The 18,676-nt window shown below is 68.2% G+C and carries 8 protein-coding genes; 6 read left to right on the top strand and 2 right to left on the bottom strand.

Annotated elements, in window-relative coordinates; genetic code table 11:
• The first annotated feature begins 81 nt into the window (after positions 1 to 81).
• The 5 genes from ABT123_RS20080 to ABT123_RS20060 all read left to right on the top strand — a co-directional run bounded on the left by ABT123_RS20080 (position 82) and on the right by ABT123_RS20060 (position 5,453).
• Positions 82 to 1,272, top strand: coding sequence for an aminotransferase class III-fold pyridoxal phosphate-dependent enzyme (locus tag ABT123_RS20080; RefSeq protein WP_351316166.1), 1,191 nt, complete (start codon positions 82 to 84; stop codon positions 1,270 to 1,272).
• A gap of 36 nt (positions 1,273 to 1,308) precedes the next feature.
• On the top strand, positions 1,309 to 2,553 hold the full coding sequence (locus ABT123_RS20075) for a hypothetical protein (RefSeq protein ID WP_351316163.1): 1,245 nt from the start codon (positions 1,309 to 1,311) through the stop codon (positions 2,551 to 2,553).
• A gap of 81 nt (positions 2,554 to 2,634) precedes the next feature.
• Complete coding sequence (locus ABT123_RS20070; protein ID WP_351316160.1) at positions 2,635 to 3,957, top strand: UDP-glucose dehydrogenase family protein; 1,323 nt, start codon at positions 2,635 to 2,637, stop codon at positions 3,955 to 3,957.
• 68 nt (positions 3,958 to 4,025) lie between these two features.
• Positions 4,026 to 4,496, top strand: a complete 471-nt coding sequence (locus ABT123_RS20065; RefSeq protein WP_351316157.1) for a GNAT family N-acetyltransferase — start codon at positions 4,026 to 4,028, stop codon at positions 4,494 to 4,496.
• A 78-nt stretch (positions 4,497 to 4,574) separates the two neighbouring features.
• Entirely contained in the window at positions 4,575 to 5,453 is an 879-nt protein-coding gene (locus tag ABT123_RS20060) for an SDR family oxidoreductase (RefSeq protein WP_351316154.1), read from the top strand.
• Between the two features lie 645 nt (positions 5,454 to 6,098).
• On the opposite strand, the gene ABT123_RS20055 is transcribed toward ABT123_RS20060, so the two are convergent.
• Positions 6,099 to 10,349 (bottom strand): ricin-type beta-trefoil lectin domain protein, encoded by a 4,251-nt coding sequence (locus tag ABT123_RS20055; RefSeq protein ID WP_351316151.1) that lies wholly within the window; start codon positions 10,347 to 10,349, stop codon positions 6,099 to 6,101.
• Between the two features lie 729 nt (positions 10,350 to 11,078).
• On the opposite strand from ABT123_RS20055, the gene ABT123_RS20050 reads away from it, so the two are divergent.
• Positions 11,079 to 18,017, top strand: a complete 6,939-nt coding sequence (locus ABT123_RS20050; protein WP_351316148.1) for a polymorphic toxin-type HINT domain-containing protein — start codon at positions 11,079 to 11,081, stop codon at positions 18,015 to 18,017.
• Between the two features lie 119 nt (positions 18,018 to 18,136).
• Here ABT123_RS20050 and ABT123_RS20045 read toward each other — a convergent pair whose 3' ends face one another.
• Positions 18,137 to 18,340 carry a hypothetical protein gene (locus tag ABT123_RS20045; RefSeq protein ID WP_351316145.1) on the bottom strand — a complete coding sequence of 68 codons (204 nt, stop codon included), beginning with the start codon at positions 18,338 to 18,340 and terminating at the stop codon, positions 18,137 to 18,139.
• Positions 18,341 to 18,676: the final 336 nt, after the last annotated feature.

The following is an 18,676-nucleotide window of genomic DNA, read 5'->3' as shown; positions in this document are numbered from 1 at the left end:
AGGACATCCTGTGGGGCGCGCTGTACGAGCGACGCCCCCACGACGTGGGCGGCGGCGACCTGGTCGACCAGGGCCCGCCGGGTGTTCAGGCTGCGTAGTCGAGGCAGCGCCAAGGTCCGCACCCGCATCAAGGCGCAGTCCGCCCGCTTCTCCTTTGGCGGCGCGGCCGTCGTACGGCCCCGCGTCCAGCTGGAGCTGACCGACCGTCTGTGCCGTGCCGTGGGACGGCCCCGGGACTCCGTCGCGCTGGTCACCTGCGGGACTCTCGGAGTCGAGGTCGCCGTCGGCCTGGCCCGGAACATCACCCGGGTCCGCGATGGCAAGCGCCGCGGCGACATCCTGACGTCCAACCTGAGCTACCACGGCAACAGCGCGCTCACGCTCGCGCTGGCCGGCAACCACGCGCGTCGGCCTCGCGAGGCGGATGGGCTCGGTCTCGGCCCCGCATTCCCCGCCCCGTACGCGCCGACGCACGACCACGACGGTGGCGCCTGCGACGCCTCCTGCGCGGAGGAGGTGGCCAAGGCCATCGACGGCCGGGGCGCGGAGAACGTGGCCGCGGTGCTGATCGAGCCCGTGAACGGGACGACGGGCGGGGCGTACGTTCCGCCGCCCGGATACCTCAAGAGGGTGTCGGAGATCTGCCGGGATCGGGATGTCCTGGTCATCCACGACGAGGTGCTCACCGGCCTGTGGCGGACAGGGACGCCCCTGGCCAGCCACCACTGGGCGGGCGCCGAGCCGGACCTGGTGATCCTGTCCAAGGGGCTGGGCGCCGGCTACACCAGCGTGGCTGCGGTGCTGGTGTCCCCCGAACTCGCCCCCCTGCTCCGCCACAAGGACGCGGACCCTCTCCCGGCGATGGGCACCATGGCCGCCAATCCCCTCCAGGCGGCGGCCTGCCTCGGTGTCCTGGACGAGCTGGAGTCCCTGGACGTCGAGGCGTTCGCGGCCCGAGGGGAGCGCCTGGGCGCGGCCCTGCGGGAGCTGCCCGACCTGGGGCCGGTCAAGGCGGTGCGCGGGCTGGGTTACCTCTACGGGGTGGAAGTCACCCCAGGCCTGCTGTGGCCGCTGATGGAGCAGGCCGAGCGCCACGGGGCGCTCTTCTACCCGTTCACCGGCGCCGGCCGACCGCAGAGCGAGGGCCTGGTCGTCGCGCCCCCACTGACCTCGACCGACGACGACATCACCTTCGTCATCGCGGCGCTGCGCGACGCGGTGACCGCCCTCAGCTGGCCGCACCCGGCTGCCGCATCCACCACCGCTCCCTGACCTGGGACGGAACCCATCACATCAGAGGACAACAGCATGAAGTTTCCCGTCACGGTCATCGACCAGCTCGACGAGACCCAGCTGCGCAAGTGGCACGACTTCTACGGGGTGAACGCGGACCGGCCCCGCTATGAGGAGGAGGGCATCTGGCGGCGCACCCAGCAGCCGGAGACCGCCGAGCACTCCGGCTGGGCCGGGGAGGGTGACGCCCGCCGCCGGATCGTCCACTACTGGCACAGGTTCGGTCTGGTGGAGACCACAGCGGCGCCGGCGCTGGCCATGCAGGAGATGTACCTGTACCACTCGGTGGCCGCGCCCAGCGGCGAGATCAACGAGGCGTGGGAGCAGAACCACGCCATGCTGGCCGAGGGCGGCTGGAAGGAGGTGGGGCCGGGCCGGTTCGAGCTGGGCGACCTGCGCGTCCACATGCTCCGGGTCGAGGAGCACCCAGAGGACCTGAGGGCGGGCCGGAAGCTTCCGGCCGACTACGAGGTGATCGACACCACGTTCACCTCCGTCAACACCTTCCCGCCCAGGGCGGTGCGCCGGCGGCCGTGGGAGGTGCTGACCCACGGCGTCCGCGTCAAGGACACCCCGGGGGAGCCGACGTACGCCGACACCCTGGAGCAGCTGAAGGACTTCCTGCCGTTCCAGGTCGAGGTGGGTTGCGGCGTCTCCTACGAGGCGGGGATTCCGCCGCTGCACCGCCTCCACGAGATCTACCACGTCAACGAGATCGAGGACGAGCAGCTGCGCAAGGGCTTCACCTTTGTCCTCGCCCCGGGCCGTGACCCGTTGCTCGCGGAGATGTTCCTCGACACCGAGGACAAGGTGCACGAGCTGTCGGACATGTACCGGGCGTGCTTCAACGCCGAGGTCACCCCGGCCCTGCACGCGCTCAAGCGGCTCCAGACGGCCGGGCACATGGTCGGGCCGTTCATCACGAACAACTTCGACGCGCTCGGCGCCCGCGCCGGGTTCGACGAGGAGTTCATGCGCCGCTACGACCAGCGGATCCCGCCGGTCACCTTCCACCCCGACGCCAAGGCCCTGGTCGTCATCGGGCTGCACGCCGACCGCCGGCACGTCGCCAAGCGGGCCCGCGAGCGCGGCCTGAAGGTCTTCAACGTCGACCCCGAAGGGTTCCCGCGCCCGGACGGCTCCTGGTTCACCTACCCGCTGGAGGGACCACAGACCGGCGACATCGTCGTCCGCAAGACGGCCGCCGACGCGATCGGCGAGCTGCAACAGCTGCTCGGGACCGGTCCGACCGGCGCCTGAATTCCAGGGCCGGGGAACAGCAGTAGCCTCTGCGCCAGTTCCCCGGCCCCCGGGCCGACGCTCCCAAGGAGAGAGTCAGGAATGCGCGTTTCAGTAATCGGCTGCGGCCACCTGGGCATCCCGCACGCCGCCGCGATGGCCGAGCTCGGCCACGAGGTCATCGGCGTCGACACCGACCATGCCAAGGTCGACCGGCTCAACGCCGGCGAATGCCCCATCTACGAGACCGGCCTGCCCGAACTGCTCGCCGCCCACACCGCCGGCGGACGCCTGCGCTTCACCACCGACATCCGCGAAGCCGCCGCCTTCGCCGAGCTCCACTTCATCGGCGTCGGCACCCCCATCGACGCCGACGGCCGCTCCTACGACACCGGCCAGGTCTTCGGAGCGATCCGCCAGCTCGCCCCCCACCTTGACCACCCCTGCACGATCGTCGGCAAGAGCACGGTCACCGTCGGCACCACCAGCCAGGTCACCGCCCTCGCCCAGCGCCTGGCCCCCGCCGGAACCGCCGTGGACGTCGTATGGAACCCGGAGTTCCTGCGCGAAGGACACGCGGTCGAGGACACCCTGCGTCCGGACCGCATCATCGCCGGCCTGACCACCGCCGAAGCCGAGAAGGCCATCCGCGCCGTCTACGCCCCCATCCTGGACGCCGGTGTCCCGATCTTCGTCACCGACTTCCAGACCGCGGAACTCGCCAAGGGCGCTGCCAACTCCTTCCTCGGCCTGAAGATCTCCTACATCAACGCCGTCGCCGACATGTGTGAAGCCGCCGGAGGCGACGTCTCCCAGATCGTTGAGATCCTCGGCATCGACCCCCGCATCGGCAGCGGCGGCATGCGGCCCGGCATCGGCTACGGCGGCGGCTGCCTCCCCAAGGACGTCCGCGCCTTCACCGCCTCTGCCCGCCAACTCGGCGCCACCCGGGCCGCCGACCTCCTGTATGCCGCCGAGAAGATCAACGAGACCCGCACCGACGTAGCCATGGATCTCATCACCCGCGCACTGGGTGAGCGGCCCCTCAAGGGCGCGCGGGTCACGGTGTGGGGAGCGGCGTTCAAGCCTGGCACCAACGACGTCCGCGAATCCCCGGCCCTCGCCCTCGCCCACGCCCTCCAGCAGGCCGGCGCCACCGTCACCGTCCACGACCCCCAGGCGGTGGCCACAGCAGTGATCCGCAACCCCGAGCTCGACTACACCGACGACCTGCCCACCTCCCTCAACGGCGCCGACCTCGTCGTCCTGGCCACCGAATGGCCCGAATACCGGCAGGCCAACCCCCAATCCCTCGTGGACCGCCCCGCCCACCCCCAGCTTGTCGACTGCCGCACCACCCTCGACCCCGCCCCCTGGCGCACAGCAGGCTGGACAGTCCACCAACTCGGACGACCCGGCAAATAGACCGGGTGCCCTGGAGCGGGGGCAGCCGGAGACGCCATCTACCCCTGGAAGACAGGAGGCCTCACGCTGTGGACCACGGTGACGTTCTTCTCCGCCGTGCCGGCGACGCCGACGCGCTCGCCGCAGCCGACGTCTGGCTGCGCTCCTTCGCCGCCGCACTCCCCTCTGTACGCTGCGCCCACACCAGCGACGAGATCCGGGACTGGTTCTCACGGGTGCTCGTGCCCCAGTACGAGACCTGGGTGGCGGTCACGGAGGACACCGTGGTCGGCGTGATGGTGCTCAAGGGCGGGGAACTCAAGCAGCTCTACCTGGACCCGTCCTGGCGCGGTCGGGGACTCGGCGACCGGTTCATTGCCCTGGCCAAGCGGCAGCAGCCGGACGGGCTGACGCTGTGGACGTTCCAGGTCAACACCTCGGCACACCGGTTCTATGAACGGCACGGCTTCACCGCGGTCGAACGGACCGACGGCCGACGCAACGACGAGCGCGAGCCGGACGTTCTCTACTCCTGGCAGCCCAGGCCGCGCCCAGCGTAGGGAAGGCCCATGTCCCAGGCGCCGGCGGTCGTCCTGAACTTCCGCCAGTGCCCACCCCTCCGCACTACCGTGCCGCGCATGACCACTCTGATCATCGGCGGCAGCGGCTTCCTGGGAGCCGAGCTCATCCGGCAGGCGAAAGCCGCCGGGCACACCACAGCCGCGACGTACGCGACCAAGCCCGGCGACACCGCTCACACCGCGTGGTACCCCCTTGACCTGCGAGACGCCCGAAGCCTGGACGCGGTGATGACCGAGGTGCGCCCGAACGTCATCCTCAACGCATCAAGCGGAGGGGCCGACTGGCCGGTGACGGCGGAGGGCCCCATCCGGCTCGCCATGGCCGCTGCCAAGCAGGGGAGCCGTATGGTCCATGTCTCCAGCGACGCCGTCTTCTCCGGCGCCCGAATCCACTACGACGAGTCCTGCCTCCCCGACCCCGTCACCCCGTACGGAGCGGCCAAGGCGGCGGCGGAGACCGGCATCCTCGCCGTGCACCCGCAGGCCGCTGTCGCTCGTACGTCGCTGATCATCGGCTACGGACGCTCCGCACACGAGAAGCTCGTCCACGACCTCGCCGCCGGCACCCGCGACGGCGCTCTGTTCACCGACGACATCCGCTGCCCCGTCCACGTCGCCGACCTGGCCGCCGCCCTCCTGGAGCTCGCGATGTGCGAAGCAGCCGGTGTCCACCACATCGCAGGGCCCGACGCCGTCAGCCGCCACGAGCTCGGCATCCTCATCGCCAAGCGCGACGGACTCGACGCATCCCGGCTGCCCACCGCGTTGCGAGCCAACAGCACACATCTCGGTGCCCTGGATGTACGGCTCGACAGCCGCGCAACCCAGCGCGTCCTGCGCACCACCCTGCGCGGCGTGAGGCAGTTCGCCCTTCACCTCCCCGCGGAAGCAGGACGAGCTGCCCTCGTAGCCCCCGCGCTTCTCACCGGCGAATGATCAGCGATATGTGCTGCGGCACAGCTGCGTGATCGCCGGATTCGTCACCCCCTGCGAGGCCCGGCACAGATCGGCCATCTCCACCCGGCCCGTCCCCGGGACACGTGTCGTGGGCCGCGGACGCGGGGCAGCCGGCGGGTGGGCGATGGGGGCCCTGCGGGTCCTCTGCTTCGCCTTCGGCGCGGAGGTTGCAGAGCCCGGCCGTGTGGTCTTCGGTGGCGCCCACCGCTTTCTCTTCACCTGCACCCCGCCGGCTTCCCGTCCTTCTGCCTTCGGCGCCGTGTGCCGCTTCTGCGGGCGCGCGGCCGGCTGGTCTTCGGCGGGCACAGCGGCGGCCGGTGCCGGGGACGGGTCCGCCGGCAGCGTGGTCAACGGCAAGGCGGCGACGGAGGGCGTCGAGCGGCCGAGCGGTGCGGAGGAGGGCACTGCGGGCGGCTTGTCGTCGGCCGGGATGACCGAGACGCACCCGGACGTCGTCAGCAGGGCAGCAAGCAGCAGAGGGATGGTCCGACGGCGCATCCGCCCACTCTGGCGCAGACAGCACCCCGTGCTTCACAGGCACGCCCGACCGCCGTGACGTGAGTGTGCCCCGTCTCCAGGCTGATGGAGACGGGGCACGGGGCGTGGCTTTGGTGTTGTCGAGGGTTAGTAGGTGGGGATGGGGAGGACGGCGGTGTTCAGCGTGGGGATGGTCCAGCGCTGGGCCTCGGTGGTGTTGCAGTCCCAGAGCTGGAGGCGGGTGCCGTTGGCCTTGTTGCCCTGGGGCAGGTCGAGGCAGCGGATCGAGGCGGGGTTGTGGACGCTGCCGTCGGCGCGGGGCACAAATCGTTGTGCGGGGGTTCCGTTGCAGGTCCAGAGCTGGATGAGGGTGCCGTTGGCGGTGCCCGCGTTCTCGGCGTTGAGGCACTTGCCCTGGATACGGATGGTGCCGTCGTGGTGGATCTGGAACTGCTGGTTGTTGGGTGCTCCGGTGCAGGTCCACAGCTGGATGGCGTTGCCGTCCGTTGCGCGCCCGTTGTCGTTGTCGACGCAGTTGGTGGCGGTCGAGGCGAGGGTGATGGGTCCGGTGGCGCCGGGGGCGCTGGGGGAGGCTGCGTAGGAGTAGTGGGCGAGGTTGCCGATGCCGCCGGTGTAGCCGCCGGCGGTGTCGATCGCGCCGTCCCTCTTGTAGCGGCCGAGGGCGAGGACGCCCGTCGGGGCGGGGCTGTCGGTGGCCTTGTGGTAGCCGGTGGAGGCGAGCGTGCCATTGACGTAGAGGCGCATCTGGCTGGTGGGCGCGTCGTAGACGGCGGTCAGCCGGGTCCAGGCGTTGGGGATGACACGGGCGGCGTCGTTGGAGAAGCCGGTCCAGTCGTAGTTCCAGCCGTCGGCGTCACCCTTGGAGAGAGCGAACCGCCATACCTTGGCACCGCCGTCCGGATAGAGCGTGAAGGTGCTGGACCGGTTGCCGTCCTGCGATACCACGACGCCGCTGGAGCCGGAGCTCTTGGTCCAGACGCTGACGGTGAAGCTCTTGCGGGTGTCGACGGTCGGGCCGGCCAGGGTTGCGCGGGAGCTGGGGCCGCTGAAGGCGGCGTAGGGGGTGCTGGTGCCGCCAATGGTGGCGGTGGGCCAGGTGACCTCGGGGGTCGGGTCGACGCTCGTGTCGTCGGTGGTCAGCTTCCACTGGCCGGCCGGCTTGTTCAGGTTGCCGAGGGAGACCGGAGCCGGGTCGAAGCCGGTGACGGTGGGGTGCAGGACGGTGGTTCCGTTGGGTGCGGTTCCGGTGCCCCGGAACGCGACGAGCTGTTGCTGGGTGTCTACGGCCCAGAGGTCGGGGATGCCGTCGCCGGTGATGTCGCCGTCGGATCCGACGCGGGGGTAGGCGGCGGGGTCGAGGTCGATGCCGGGAATGGCCCCCTTGGTCGGGTCCGTGAAACCGGTCAGAACGGGGGCTTCGGGGGTTCCGGTGATGGCGAATGAATGGATGCTGCCACTCTTGGAGCGGGCCCAGAGGGTCGGGAAGTTGGTTCCCTTCGCCCGGCCGGGCGCGATCAGCGTGTAGTCCTTCCAGCGGTCATCGTTGGCCGAGAGCTGGATAGCCCGGTTCTCGAGCTGGTTGATGTCCGTGGGCGCGGCGCTACTCAGCCAGAGCCTGCCGTTCTCGACGAAGAGCAGGGACGACTTCGGCAGGGCACCGTTGACCGGCGCATCGCCCGACGGCGCTCCGAATGCCGCGATCTGCGTGACGTTGCGCCAGTCGATGCCGTAGTAGGCGGAGCAGTTGATGGCCGCGAAGCTGGTGTTCACGCAGTTGGCCGGCTTGGTGACCGTCATGCGGTCGCGGAGGTTGAAAACGCCGTCGATGTTGGCATTGCTGTAGAGGTAGAGGTTCTCAGGGCTGCTCGGGTCATGCGCGAAGAGATCATCGACGTTCTTGTACGCGAGGTTGCCGCGGTGTGCGATCCGGACGTTGCTCCAGCTGTTGCCCGTGGGGGCTGCGCTGATCTTGGAGGCAAGGGCTGTGGACGGATCGCGGTCCCCCGTCCGGCCCTCGATGGTCCGTAGCGTGCCGGAACCGTCGGGCAGGACGATGTCGGGCTTGCTGTCACCGGTGATGTCGCCGAAGACCGGCGCTGCGCCGTTGAGGTTGGACGGGGCGTAGTAGCTGTAGACGGCGGGCTGGGACATGTTGCCCGCGTTGTCCTGGGTCTGCAGGTAGACGAAGTTGGTGCCCCAGCGCGGCGGCGTGATCTTGACAGTTGCCTTGCCGCCGGTGAGGACGACGATGCCGGATTCGGCGGACGCGTCGGTGCAGTTCCAGTTGGTGGCTGCGGCCTTGACCGGGTCGGTGGTCCAGCGGGCGCAGGCAAGACCGGAACTACGGCCGCCGCCCGCCGGGGCGGGGTCGCTGCCGGTCAGGGTGAAGGTGCCCTCCTGGCCGGCGTACTTGGGCCGGGCGCCGATGGTGCCGGACTCGGGGAAGTCGGTGGAGGTTACGTCCGCGGTGGGCGGGGTGCGGTCGATGCGGAAGAAGCACCAGTCGGTGTCGGTGCTGGTGAGGGTGGAGTCGGTGGTGCGGGCGGTCCACCCGTACTGGTGTCCGTCGGTGAGCGGTCCGACGTCGACGGTTCCTTCGCCATCACTGATCCAGCCGGTGGTGGGGTAGGTGGTGTGGCCGTTGTTGTCGTCGTCCCAGAGCTGGAAGGTGGTGTTCAGCTGCCGGCCGACGGGGGACCAGGTGCTTGCGGTGAGGGTGATGTTGTTGTTCGCGCCGACCCAGCCCGGGTTGTCCCAGGGGTTGGCGGTGCCGGGGGTCTTGCAGTCGTTGAAGGTGCCGTTGGAGGCGAAGCCGGGGGTCGGGCGGGTGCGCGGCCACCAGATGGTGGGCTTGACGTCGTACTCGACGGTGATGTGCGGGTCGTTGGCGAACCGCTGACGGTAGTACTTGTTGTACTCGTCGTCCGGTGCGAGGCCGAAGGTCTGGTAGGTCCAGCCGCCCTGGGATGCGGCGCGCATGGTGTTGGTGACGTCGAAGGAGATCTGTCCGGTGCCCGAGACAGGGACGCTGGCGCCGAGCTTGGTACAGCCGCCCATGCGGGATCCAGTCCCACACGGCTGGTCCTGCCAGCTGGTCGGGTTGCTGATCACCGGAGTGGCGTACAGACCCAGGGGGGTGCTGGTGGAGGGGCTGGAGGACGAGATGATCGTGGTGTAGAAGCGGGCGTTTATGACGCTGACGTCGTAGTTCGTCTTGGTGTGGATCGCCGAGTTGATACCGATCTTGAAGTAGGCACGGGTGCGGCCTTCCTTCTGGCAGGGCGGATCGCCGATGTTGTACCCGCAGAAACCGGTGGCCGGCTTGTCCTGGCCGTACTCGGTTCCGTTGAACCCGTTGGTGTCCGGGTACGCCTCCTGCGCCTGTGAATAAGCCTGGCGGGTGTTGCTGGCGCTCGGGTTGAAGCCCGGGTCGATGAACCAGGGGCCGGTGCCCTGGCTCAGCAGGGCCGGGTCGGGTACGAGGTCGATCGCGTTGTTGTTCGCGGTGACGGCGATGGGTGCCACGGTCGCGCCTTCGCCCGGGCCGTCGGGGCTGGAGGGGACCGGTTCGTCTTCTGCCGCTGTGGCTGGAGCCGACAGCATGGTGCGCATGCCGCCTCCGGTGTCACCCCCGTCTGCTGAGGGCGTCCCTGAGTCCCACATGAGGGAGCTGGGGCTGGAAAAGCGGATACCGCCGTCGGTGTCGGTCACGCTGATGTTGCCGGCAGCGTCGGCCTTTACGTTCAGGCCGTCGGCCTCCACAGCCAGGCGCAGCTTCTTCACCGTGGGGTTGGCTGCGGCCTCGGGCGTGTGGACGATGAGGACCTGGCGCCAGCCGCCGAGCGTGTTCGCCGTCAGCCGCAGGTCCACATCCGGCAGGACCGACTTGTACAGCGCACTGTTGTCCTCCAGCACGGGCCGCGGCAGCGTGAAGGGCGCGGTGACAGCCAGCTTCTTGCCGTCGGCAGTGGTCATGGTGGCCATGGGGCCGGTCCCGCCGCCGGACAGGGTGAGCTGTGAGGGCACAACGGCCGGGGCGAGCATGCCGTCTGTGTTGGTGTGCAGGGTTGCGTCCACCTCCTTCCAGCCTCCGTCAGCGCTCTTCACGCGCTGAACGGTCGCTGTCGAGTCGGTGGTGAAGGAGCCGCCGGGATTGGCGAACGTCTGCGAGCTTTCCGTGGTCAGGTGGCCTACGAGCACCGGCTTTCCGGTGCTCCTGGCCTGTTCCTGAGCGGCGAGAAGAGCCTTCTCCTCCGCGCTGGGGGAAGGGTTGGGCGGAATGGCGGGCCAGTTGGTGTCGGCAGGACCGTGACCGCGGTCCTCTTCGGCCAGCGCCGGCGGCGCCGAGACCAGGCCGAGGCCGAGGGCCAGTGCCACGGCACCGGCGGCCGGGCCCAGGGCTGCACTGGAGGCCCGGCGTCGGCGGGAAGCCCCCGGTCTGGATATCCACGAAGGAAGAAGTGACGGCCTCACGGTGGCAGTCCTCGCTGTGAGCAGGAAACGGGCAGAAGTCAGGCGCAGAATCCTTCACTTATGCAAGGCAGTCAACGACCCGTCAGATGGAAATGTCTCTTCTCGACCGATCGGTCCGGAGTGCCTAGCGCGTGATGTTGATCACTAAAGGATCTTTTAATGTTTCGCTGTACTTATCGAACATCCGCTTCGTAAGGTGCGTTCGATCCGGGCCTGCGTCTGCCCGGCCTTTCCCATGCCTTGTTCTCCTGTGGGGGGATCCTTTTGTCTCGTCGGAGTGGCTTCTTCGTGCGCTCGAAACGCGGGCGGTCGCGTGTCGCGGTCACCGCGGCCTTCGCCGTGCTCTTCTCCGGCCTGGGTCTTCCCCTGGTCGAGGCGGCCGAAAAGCCGCCGAAGGTCTGGGTGCCTCCCAAGACCCCGCTGCCGGATGCCAAGCCCGTCAAGGGCTCGAACGCCAAGCGCCCGGCATCGTCGGCGCAGGCTGGTCGGGAGTGGGTTCCCGAATCGAACACCGCACATCTAACTGGCGCCGCAACCGTGGCACTTGACGATGCGCAGGCATCCGGGTCCGCCCTGGGTAAGGCTTCCCTTAAGGCCGGATCTCTTCCTGTGTGGATCGCGCCAGCGAATGGCGTGAACGCTTCAGCGGCTGCTTCCTCCCCCGCCGCCACGGGCGACAAGGGTGCGCTTAAGGTCGAGGTGAAGGACGCCGGCCAGGCTGGCGCGGCCGGTGTCAACGGCGCCCTGATCACCCTCACCGACATCGACGGCACGAGCCCGGCCGGCAAGCTCAAGCTCGGCTTCGACCTCAAGGCTTGGGCTGCGAAGACCGGGGCGAACTGGGCCGACCGCGCCCGGCTCGTCCAGCTCCCCGCCTGCGCTCTGACCAGACCGGGCGCGGAGGGCTGCACCACCAGAACGCCGCTCCGCGCGAAGCGGGACGCCGCCACCGGACGACTGGTCGCCGACATCGACGTGCCGGCCACGCCCGGTGCCTTCGTTCGTACGCCCATGTCCGGCAAGCAGTCCCCGGCTGACCTCCTCGCCGCGCCGTCGCCGTCGGCCCGAGGCATGGTCCTGGCCGTCGAGGCCGGACCGTCGGGTGCGGCCGGTGACTTCTCGGCGACCCCGCTCTTGCCATCGATGTCCTGGCAGGGGGGATCGAACGCGGCCAACTTCACCTACGGCTACACGGTCGAGGTGCCCTCGGCCATCGCGGGTCCGGCTCCGAGTGTCGGCCTGTCCTACGATTCCTCCTCGCTGGATGGGCGTACGGCGTCCACGAATGCGCAGGCGAGCTGGATCGGTGACGGCTGGGACTGGCACCCGGGTTCGATCTCCCGCTCCTACAAGTCCTGCAAGGACGCCGGGATCAAGGATTCCGGTGACGAGTGCTGGGGCGGCGACGTCCTCTCCCTCAACCTCGCCGGCCACGCGGGCGAGATCGTCCGCGACGACAACTCCTGCGTCTACCGCCTCCGCGGCGACGACGGCAGCAGGATCGAACGCCTGACCGGCCGCAACAACAACGCCTGGAAGGGCGAGGCCTGGAAGGTCACCACCAGCGACGGCACCCAGTACTACTTCGGTGCCAACCGCCTCCCCGGCGGTGACGGCACCGACCCGGAGGCGAAGTCGGTCTCCCGGGTGCCCGTCTACTGGCCGGGCGGGCAGGACAAGTGCATGGGGGCCCAGTCCCCGGCCACCGGCTCCTGGAACGACCTCGGCTGGCAGTGGAACCTCGACTACGTCGTCGACCCGCACCAGAACCTGATCTCCTACCGCTACGAGCAGGAGACCAACCACTACTCCCGCGGCGGCGGCCAGAACAACGGCAACGGCACCCTCACCCCCTACCAGCGCGCCAGCTACCCGACCTGGGTCGGCTACGGCCAGCGCCTGCCCGAGCAGATCGCCGCCAAGGGGGCTGCCAAGCCGGCCGCCCAGGTGTGGTTCCGCACCGGCGAACGCTGCGCCCCCATCGACAGCGCCGTCTGCAGGGACCCGGCCACCCAGCGCACCACGGCCAATGCGGCCTACTGGCCGGACGTTCCCATCGACCAGGAGTGCAAGTCCACCGGCACCTGCCTGAACCTCTCGCCCACCTACTTCACCACGAAGAAGCTGAACTGGATCGACACCGAGGTCCTCGAGGGCACCACCTACCGCCGCGTCGACACCTTCGGCCTCAAGCACACCTTCGAGGACCCCAACGACGGCACGTCCCGCTCTCTCTGGCTGGACTCCATCCAGCGCCTGGGCAAGAACGGCCAGGCCACTCTCCCCGTGCCCCCGGTAACGTTCAAGCCGCTGCAGATCCCCAACCGCGTCGACGGTGTCATCAAGCGCCCGGACGGCACCGAGGAATCGCCTTCTCGCTACAACCGCCCGCGCATCCAGACCATCACCACCGAGACCGGCGGCAAGATCAACGTCGTCTACAAGGCGGCCGAGTGCTCCCGGACCGCCAACCGGATGCCGGCCTCCGAAGACAGCAACACCATGGCCTGCATGCCGGTCAAGTGGTACCTGCCGGGCCAGTCCGAGCCCGATCCGGTCAACGACTGGTTCAACAAGGTCATCGTCGAGTCCGTCACCGAACAGGATGCGGTCGCCGACAACGATCCCACCGTCGCCAAGGTGACGACGTACAAGTACGACGGTCTCGCCTGGCATCGGAACGACTCCGAGCTCGCCGACCCGAAGTCCCGTACCTGGGATCAGTTCCGGGGCTTCAAAACCGTCACCACCACGACGGGTAACGGCACCGCAGCCGAGGCCCCCCGCACCAAGACCGTATCCACCTACCTGCAGGGCATGGACGGCGACATCCTCGCCGACGGCACCACCAAGCGATCTGTCGAGTACACCGACGCCTCCGGGGACAAGAAGCCCGACGAAGACGTCCTGTCCGGGTTCCTGCTGCGGACCTTGACCTACGACCGGGACGGCGGAACCGCCATCGCGGACGAGGTCTCCAGCCCCTGGCTCAGCAAGATCACCGCGACACGCGCCCAGTCCGGCGGCCTGCCCGCCATCACGGCTCGCGCACTGAACACCGCCAAGGTCAAGAGCGCCGCCAAGCTCGTCAGCGGCTGGCGCAACTCCTACCGGACGTCGACGTACGACGACACCGACTTCGCCCGCCCGAAGTCCGTCGACGACCAGGCCGACATCACCCGCCCCGAACAGCGGATGTGCACGGAGTTCGAGTACGCGGACGGCCCCGGCGGGGCGCTGACCCAGCTCGTCTCCCGCACCCTGATCCTCTCGGGTACGTGCGGCCAGACTCCGACGGCGGCCAACACCGTTGGCGACACGCGCACGTATTTCGACGGCCTGCCGCTGGGCCAGTCTGGGGCGACCGCCGACCAGACGGGCACCGAGGTCCTGGAGAAGTACGACGGCGCGGGGCAGCCGGTCTACCGCCGCAACGTCACCTCCACGTACGACGCCTACGGCCGGGTCACCAGCACCACCAACAACGTTCGCAAGGACGCGGCCAACCCGGGTGGTGCGGTCACCAGGACGGAGTACAAGCCGGCTACCGGCTCCCTCCCGACGGAGGTCGTCCACACCAACCCGCTGGGCTGGAAGTCGTACAACACCCTGGACATCGGCCGCGCCCTGCCGCTGAAGTCCATCGACGAGAACGGCCACGTTGCCGAACGCGAGTACGACGCGCTCGGCCGGGTCGTGGCCGTGTGGCAGCCAGGCCAGGAGAAGGCCGACGGCTTCCTGCCGGTGCGCAAGTTCTCGTACACGATGAACGGCGTCAACGCGCCGACCACCGTTCTGAGCCAGACGCTCATGAACGACAACAAGTACATCAGCGCCTACACCATCTACGACGGTCTCGGCCGGGTCCGCCAGACCCAGGCCACGCCGCCCAACGGTGACTCGGGGCGGATGGTCACCGACGCCCTGTTCGACTCGCACGGCTGGCAGGTCAAGACCAGCGCCCCGTATTGGGTAGACGAGGGCGCCCCGTCCGGCGCGCTGTTCTTGCCGAACGGCGGGGTGAACCCGGACTCGAAGATCCCCGCGCAGACGGTGCAGGTCTTCGACGGCCTCGGCCGGTCCACCGCGTCGGTGTTCCAGTCGTACGGTGTTGAGCAGTGGCGTTCGAAGACCGAGTACCCGGGCGCCGACGAGGTGCGCAGCATCCCGCCGAACGGCGGCTTCGCCTCCGCCGCCATCAGCGACGGCCTCGGCCAGAGGGTGGCCCTGCGCCAGTACAAGGCCAACACGCCCACCGGTGCCTACGACGAAACGACCTACGGCTACAACGCCCAGGGCAAGGAGCTGTGGCGCAAGGACTCGGCCGGCAACGAGTGGACGTTCACGTACGACCTGCTCGGCCGTCCGACCAAGTCGACCGACCCCGACTCCGGAACGTCCACCACCGCGTACGACGACAGCAAGAACCTGGTCACCGCCACCGACGCCCGCGGCAAGAGCGCCACCACGGTCTCCGACCTCCTCGGCCGCCCCGTCGCGACGTACGAGGGCGCGGCCGTCGACCCGGCCAAGCAGGTGGCTGGCTTTACGTACGACACGAAGGTCCTGGGCAAGCCCTCCACCACCACCCGCTACGTCGGTGGCGCAACCGGCGCTGCGTACGTCTCCGAGGTCACGGGATATGACGGCGGCTACCGCCCGCTCGGCACCAAGACCACCATCCCCGCAGTCGAAAAGGAACTCGCCGGCACCTACCAGACCACCAGCACCTACGACGCCCATGGCCAGCTGAAGTCCACGGCCCTGCCCGCCATCAACCAGGCGGGCCTGGGAGCGGAGACCCTTTCCTTCTCCTACTACACGGTTGGCAACCTTGCCGGGATGGTCGGAAGCATCGGCCTTGCCACGACGCCCTACGTCGTGGACCTGCGCTACGACGCGTACGGCCGGGCCATTCGCACCACGGTCGGCAACACCGGCAAGCAGGTCGTGTCCACCGTCGACTACGACCAGGGCACGGGGCGGCCGGTCCGTACCACGCTGGACAAGCAGACGGCGGCCACGGCGAGCGTGGACGTCACCGACTACACCTACAACAAGGCGGGATCCCTCACCTCCATCCGCACGGTGGAGGACGGTGCGAAGACCGATCAGCAGTGCTTCACGCACGACTATCTGGGTCGCCTGACCCAGTCGTGGACCGACACCGGCACCATCAACACGTCGCCCCAGCCCTCGGTCCGCGGTATCGGCGGCTGCACGAACGCCGGCGGCCCGTCCGTGGACGGCACCGGCAAGCCGAGCGTGGGCGGTCCGGCTCCGTACTGGCAGCAGTACGAGTACGACAAGATCGGCAACCGCACCAAGCTGATCCGCAAGGACACCACCGGCAACGCGTCCAAGGACGTCACGGTCACCCAGACCTTCGCCACCGGCCCGAACACCCCGTCCTCCGACCCGAAGACCGGCGGTGGCACCGGCGGACCCCACGCCCTGCTGACCTCCACGGAAACCGGCTCGTCGGGCACCAAGGTCACCTCCTACACCTACGACGCGGCCGGGAACACGGCCTCGATCACCAGCACCCCGGGCACCAAGACCCTGACCTGGAACGGTCAGGGCAAGCTCGACAAGATCACCGGCACCGGCGAGAGCGCCGGCACGAGCTACCTCTACGACGCCAGCGGCAACCAGCTCATCCGCCGCGACCCCGGCAAGACCACCCTCAACCTCGGCACCGACCAGATCACCCTGGACACCGCCACCAAGAAGGTCACCAACGTCCGCACCTACGCGGCCCCCGGCGGCCTGTCCATCACCCGCACCACCACCGGCGGCACCAGCCAGCTCAGCTATCAGGGCTCGGACCACCACGGCACCGGCGGCGTCCAGTTCGACTCCGCCAACCTCGCCCAGACCCGCCGCCACTCCGACCCCTTCGGCAACGCCCGCGGCACCCAGCCCGCCCCCGGCACCTGGGCCGGCGACAAGGGCTTCGTCGGCGGCACCAAGGAGGAATCAACAGGTTTCACCCTCCTCGGCGCCCGCGAATACGACCCCACCATCGGTCGCTTCATCAGCCCCGACCCCATCATCGACCCGGGCAACCCGCAGCAGTGGAACGCCTACGCGTACTCCAGCAACGGCCCCATCAACAAGTCGGACGCGACCGGCCTCCGAGAGGCCTGCGGTGATCTGGGCCCGGGATGCGGGGGTGTGTACAAGCGCCACAGGGAGCAGAACAGCCTCTCGACAGGACAGTCGGCCGAGGAGAAGAAGGCGCAGGCGGAGCTCAACGAGTCCAACGCCGCTCTCAACAGTGCCAAGCAGCGACGGGATGAACTCAAGCGCGAGGTCATCAACATCGTCATGGATCTGATCGGCTACAACGACGCCCGTGACTGCTTCACCAAGGGCGACGTCATGGCCTGCATCAATACCGCCCTCAACGCTGTTCCCTGGGGCAAGTTGCTGAAGGCCGTCAAGATCGGCGTCAAGGCCTACAAGATCTACAAACAACTGAATAAGACCTACGACGCGATCCATGCCGGCGAACGCCGCGCGGCTCGGGCGATGGAGGCCTTCACCCGGACCAAGAAAGCGGGTGACGAAGCCCGCGCCGCCCATGCCCAAGCAGCGAAAGCAGCAGAAGCAAAAGCAGCGGACTCATCGGCCGGCGATGCCGCCAGTACCGAGGCGAAGGCTGCGAAGAGCGAAGCCGACGCCGAGGCGGACGCCGGAAGCGCTGACTCCCGAGGTGGCGCTGCTGAAGGGGCCGAGGCTCCCGCGAAGTGCAACAGCTTCCCTGCCGGTGTCCGAGTGCTGATGGCTGATGGATCGACCAAGGAGATCCAGGACGTCCGCGATGGCGACACCGTGGCGGCCACGGATCCCCAGACTGGTAAGACCGCCCCGCGGGACGTCACCACCACCATCACGACTCCCGACGACAAGGATTTCACTGACCTCAGCCTGACCAACGACGCCAGCCCCCGAGGTCCCCCGAGCCAGATCACCTCCACCTACCACCACCCCTACTGGAGCGAAACCCGCAAGCAGTGGGTAGACGCCGGCGAACTCACCCTCGGCGAAAGGCTCCGCCAGCCCAACGGCACCACCTTCACCGTCCAGTCCGTCCGCAACTACCCGTACGCCGTCACCACGCACAACCTCACCGTCAACGACTTCCACACGTACTATGTGCTCGCAGGCGCCACGCCGGTCCTCGTTCACAACTGTGAGATCGAGGGTGAATACCTTTACCGCGGAGTCCCGAACGGGCATTATAAATATGACGATGCTATGGAGGGGCGCGCTGTCCCGCTTGGCGGGCACTCTGACCCGGGACGTCACGCGGGCGGCAACACTAACAGCGAATACACTTCATGGACTCACGACTATGAGGAAGTCGCTCTTGATGCAGCCGAGGAGCTCGGTCCAGGTGGGATCGTAATGCGGATCCCACATGCCAGTGTGCCAGCCGGAAGAAACGTCCAAATTCATGGAACCGAGCACGAGGTATACGAGGAGTCGGAACACGCACTGCGCGGGGTGGTTGAAGGCGCAGAAATAAGTATCGATCGCGGCCCATGGTTCAGACCTGGCGGCTAACGGATGGTGTGCTGCCGATTAGCCCGTCTAGAGATGAGTTTGCGGATCCATCGGAGGGTTTCGTGGAAAGAAGTCGCCTCAAACAACTCCTGGCGGGGGGTGATGCAGTGCGTCTTCTTTCACGATCCGCCCTCGCTGCCGGCGCCGGGTACGAGGTCTGGCCTGAGGCTGTGCCTGCTCAACGCCTCCTCTCCATCTACAAGAGGAGGGAGCGCAGCACGCGGCGCTCCGGCCAACCTTCGATCGGATTTAATGAAGCACTCGTCGAACTCTGCAGCTATGAAGGTGTCGAGCTCGCAATCGGATTCATCGATGATCGACATCGAGGCGGATACTACTTCCAGATCTTTCTGAATCCGGGTCTCACGGCTATCGTCGCTTGCTTTGGAGTGAAATCTACTGAGGGTCGTCAGGATTCTTGAGTGGCATCCTGTGAATCATGCGATCTGATTGTCGTGCGCTACGTATCTCGCAGGTTGGATGCCTGGGTCTGTTTGACTGGGGCCCAAGAATTCGAGTTGCATGAATTTCGTGGAAGTTCGGGCTGTGTAGCACTGCAACGACTTGAGCGACGTGGGCATGAAATCTAGGGGCCCAGTCGTAGAATGGTCTATGCGGGCATGGGTTGATATGTTCGAACGCTCGCGGTGTCCTGTCTT

The sequence above is a fragment of the Streptomyces sp. NPDC002054 genome, from assembly GCF_040296685.1.
Taxonomy (GTDB): domain Bacteria; phylum Actinomycetota; class Actinomycetes; order Streptomycetales; family Streptomycetaceae; genus Streptomyces.
Note: the sequence above shows the minus strand (reverse complement) of the source record. Positions and strands in the feature narration are given on the sequence as shown.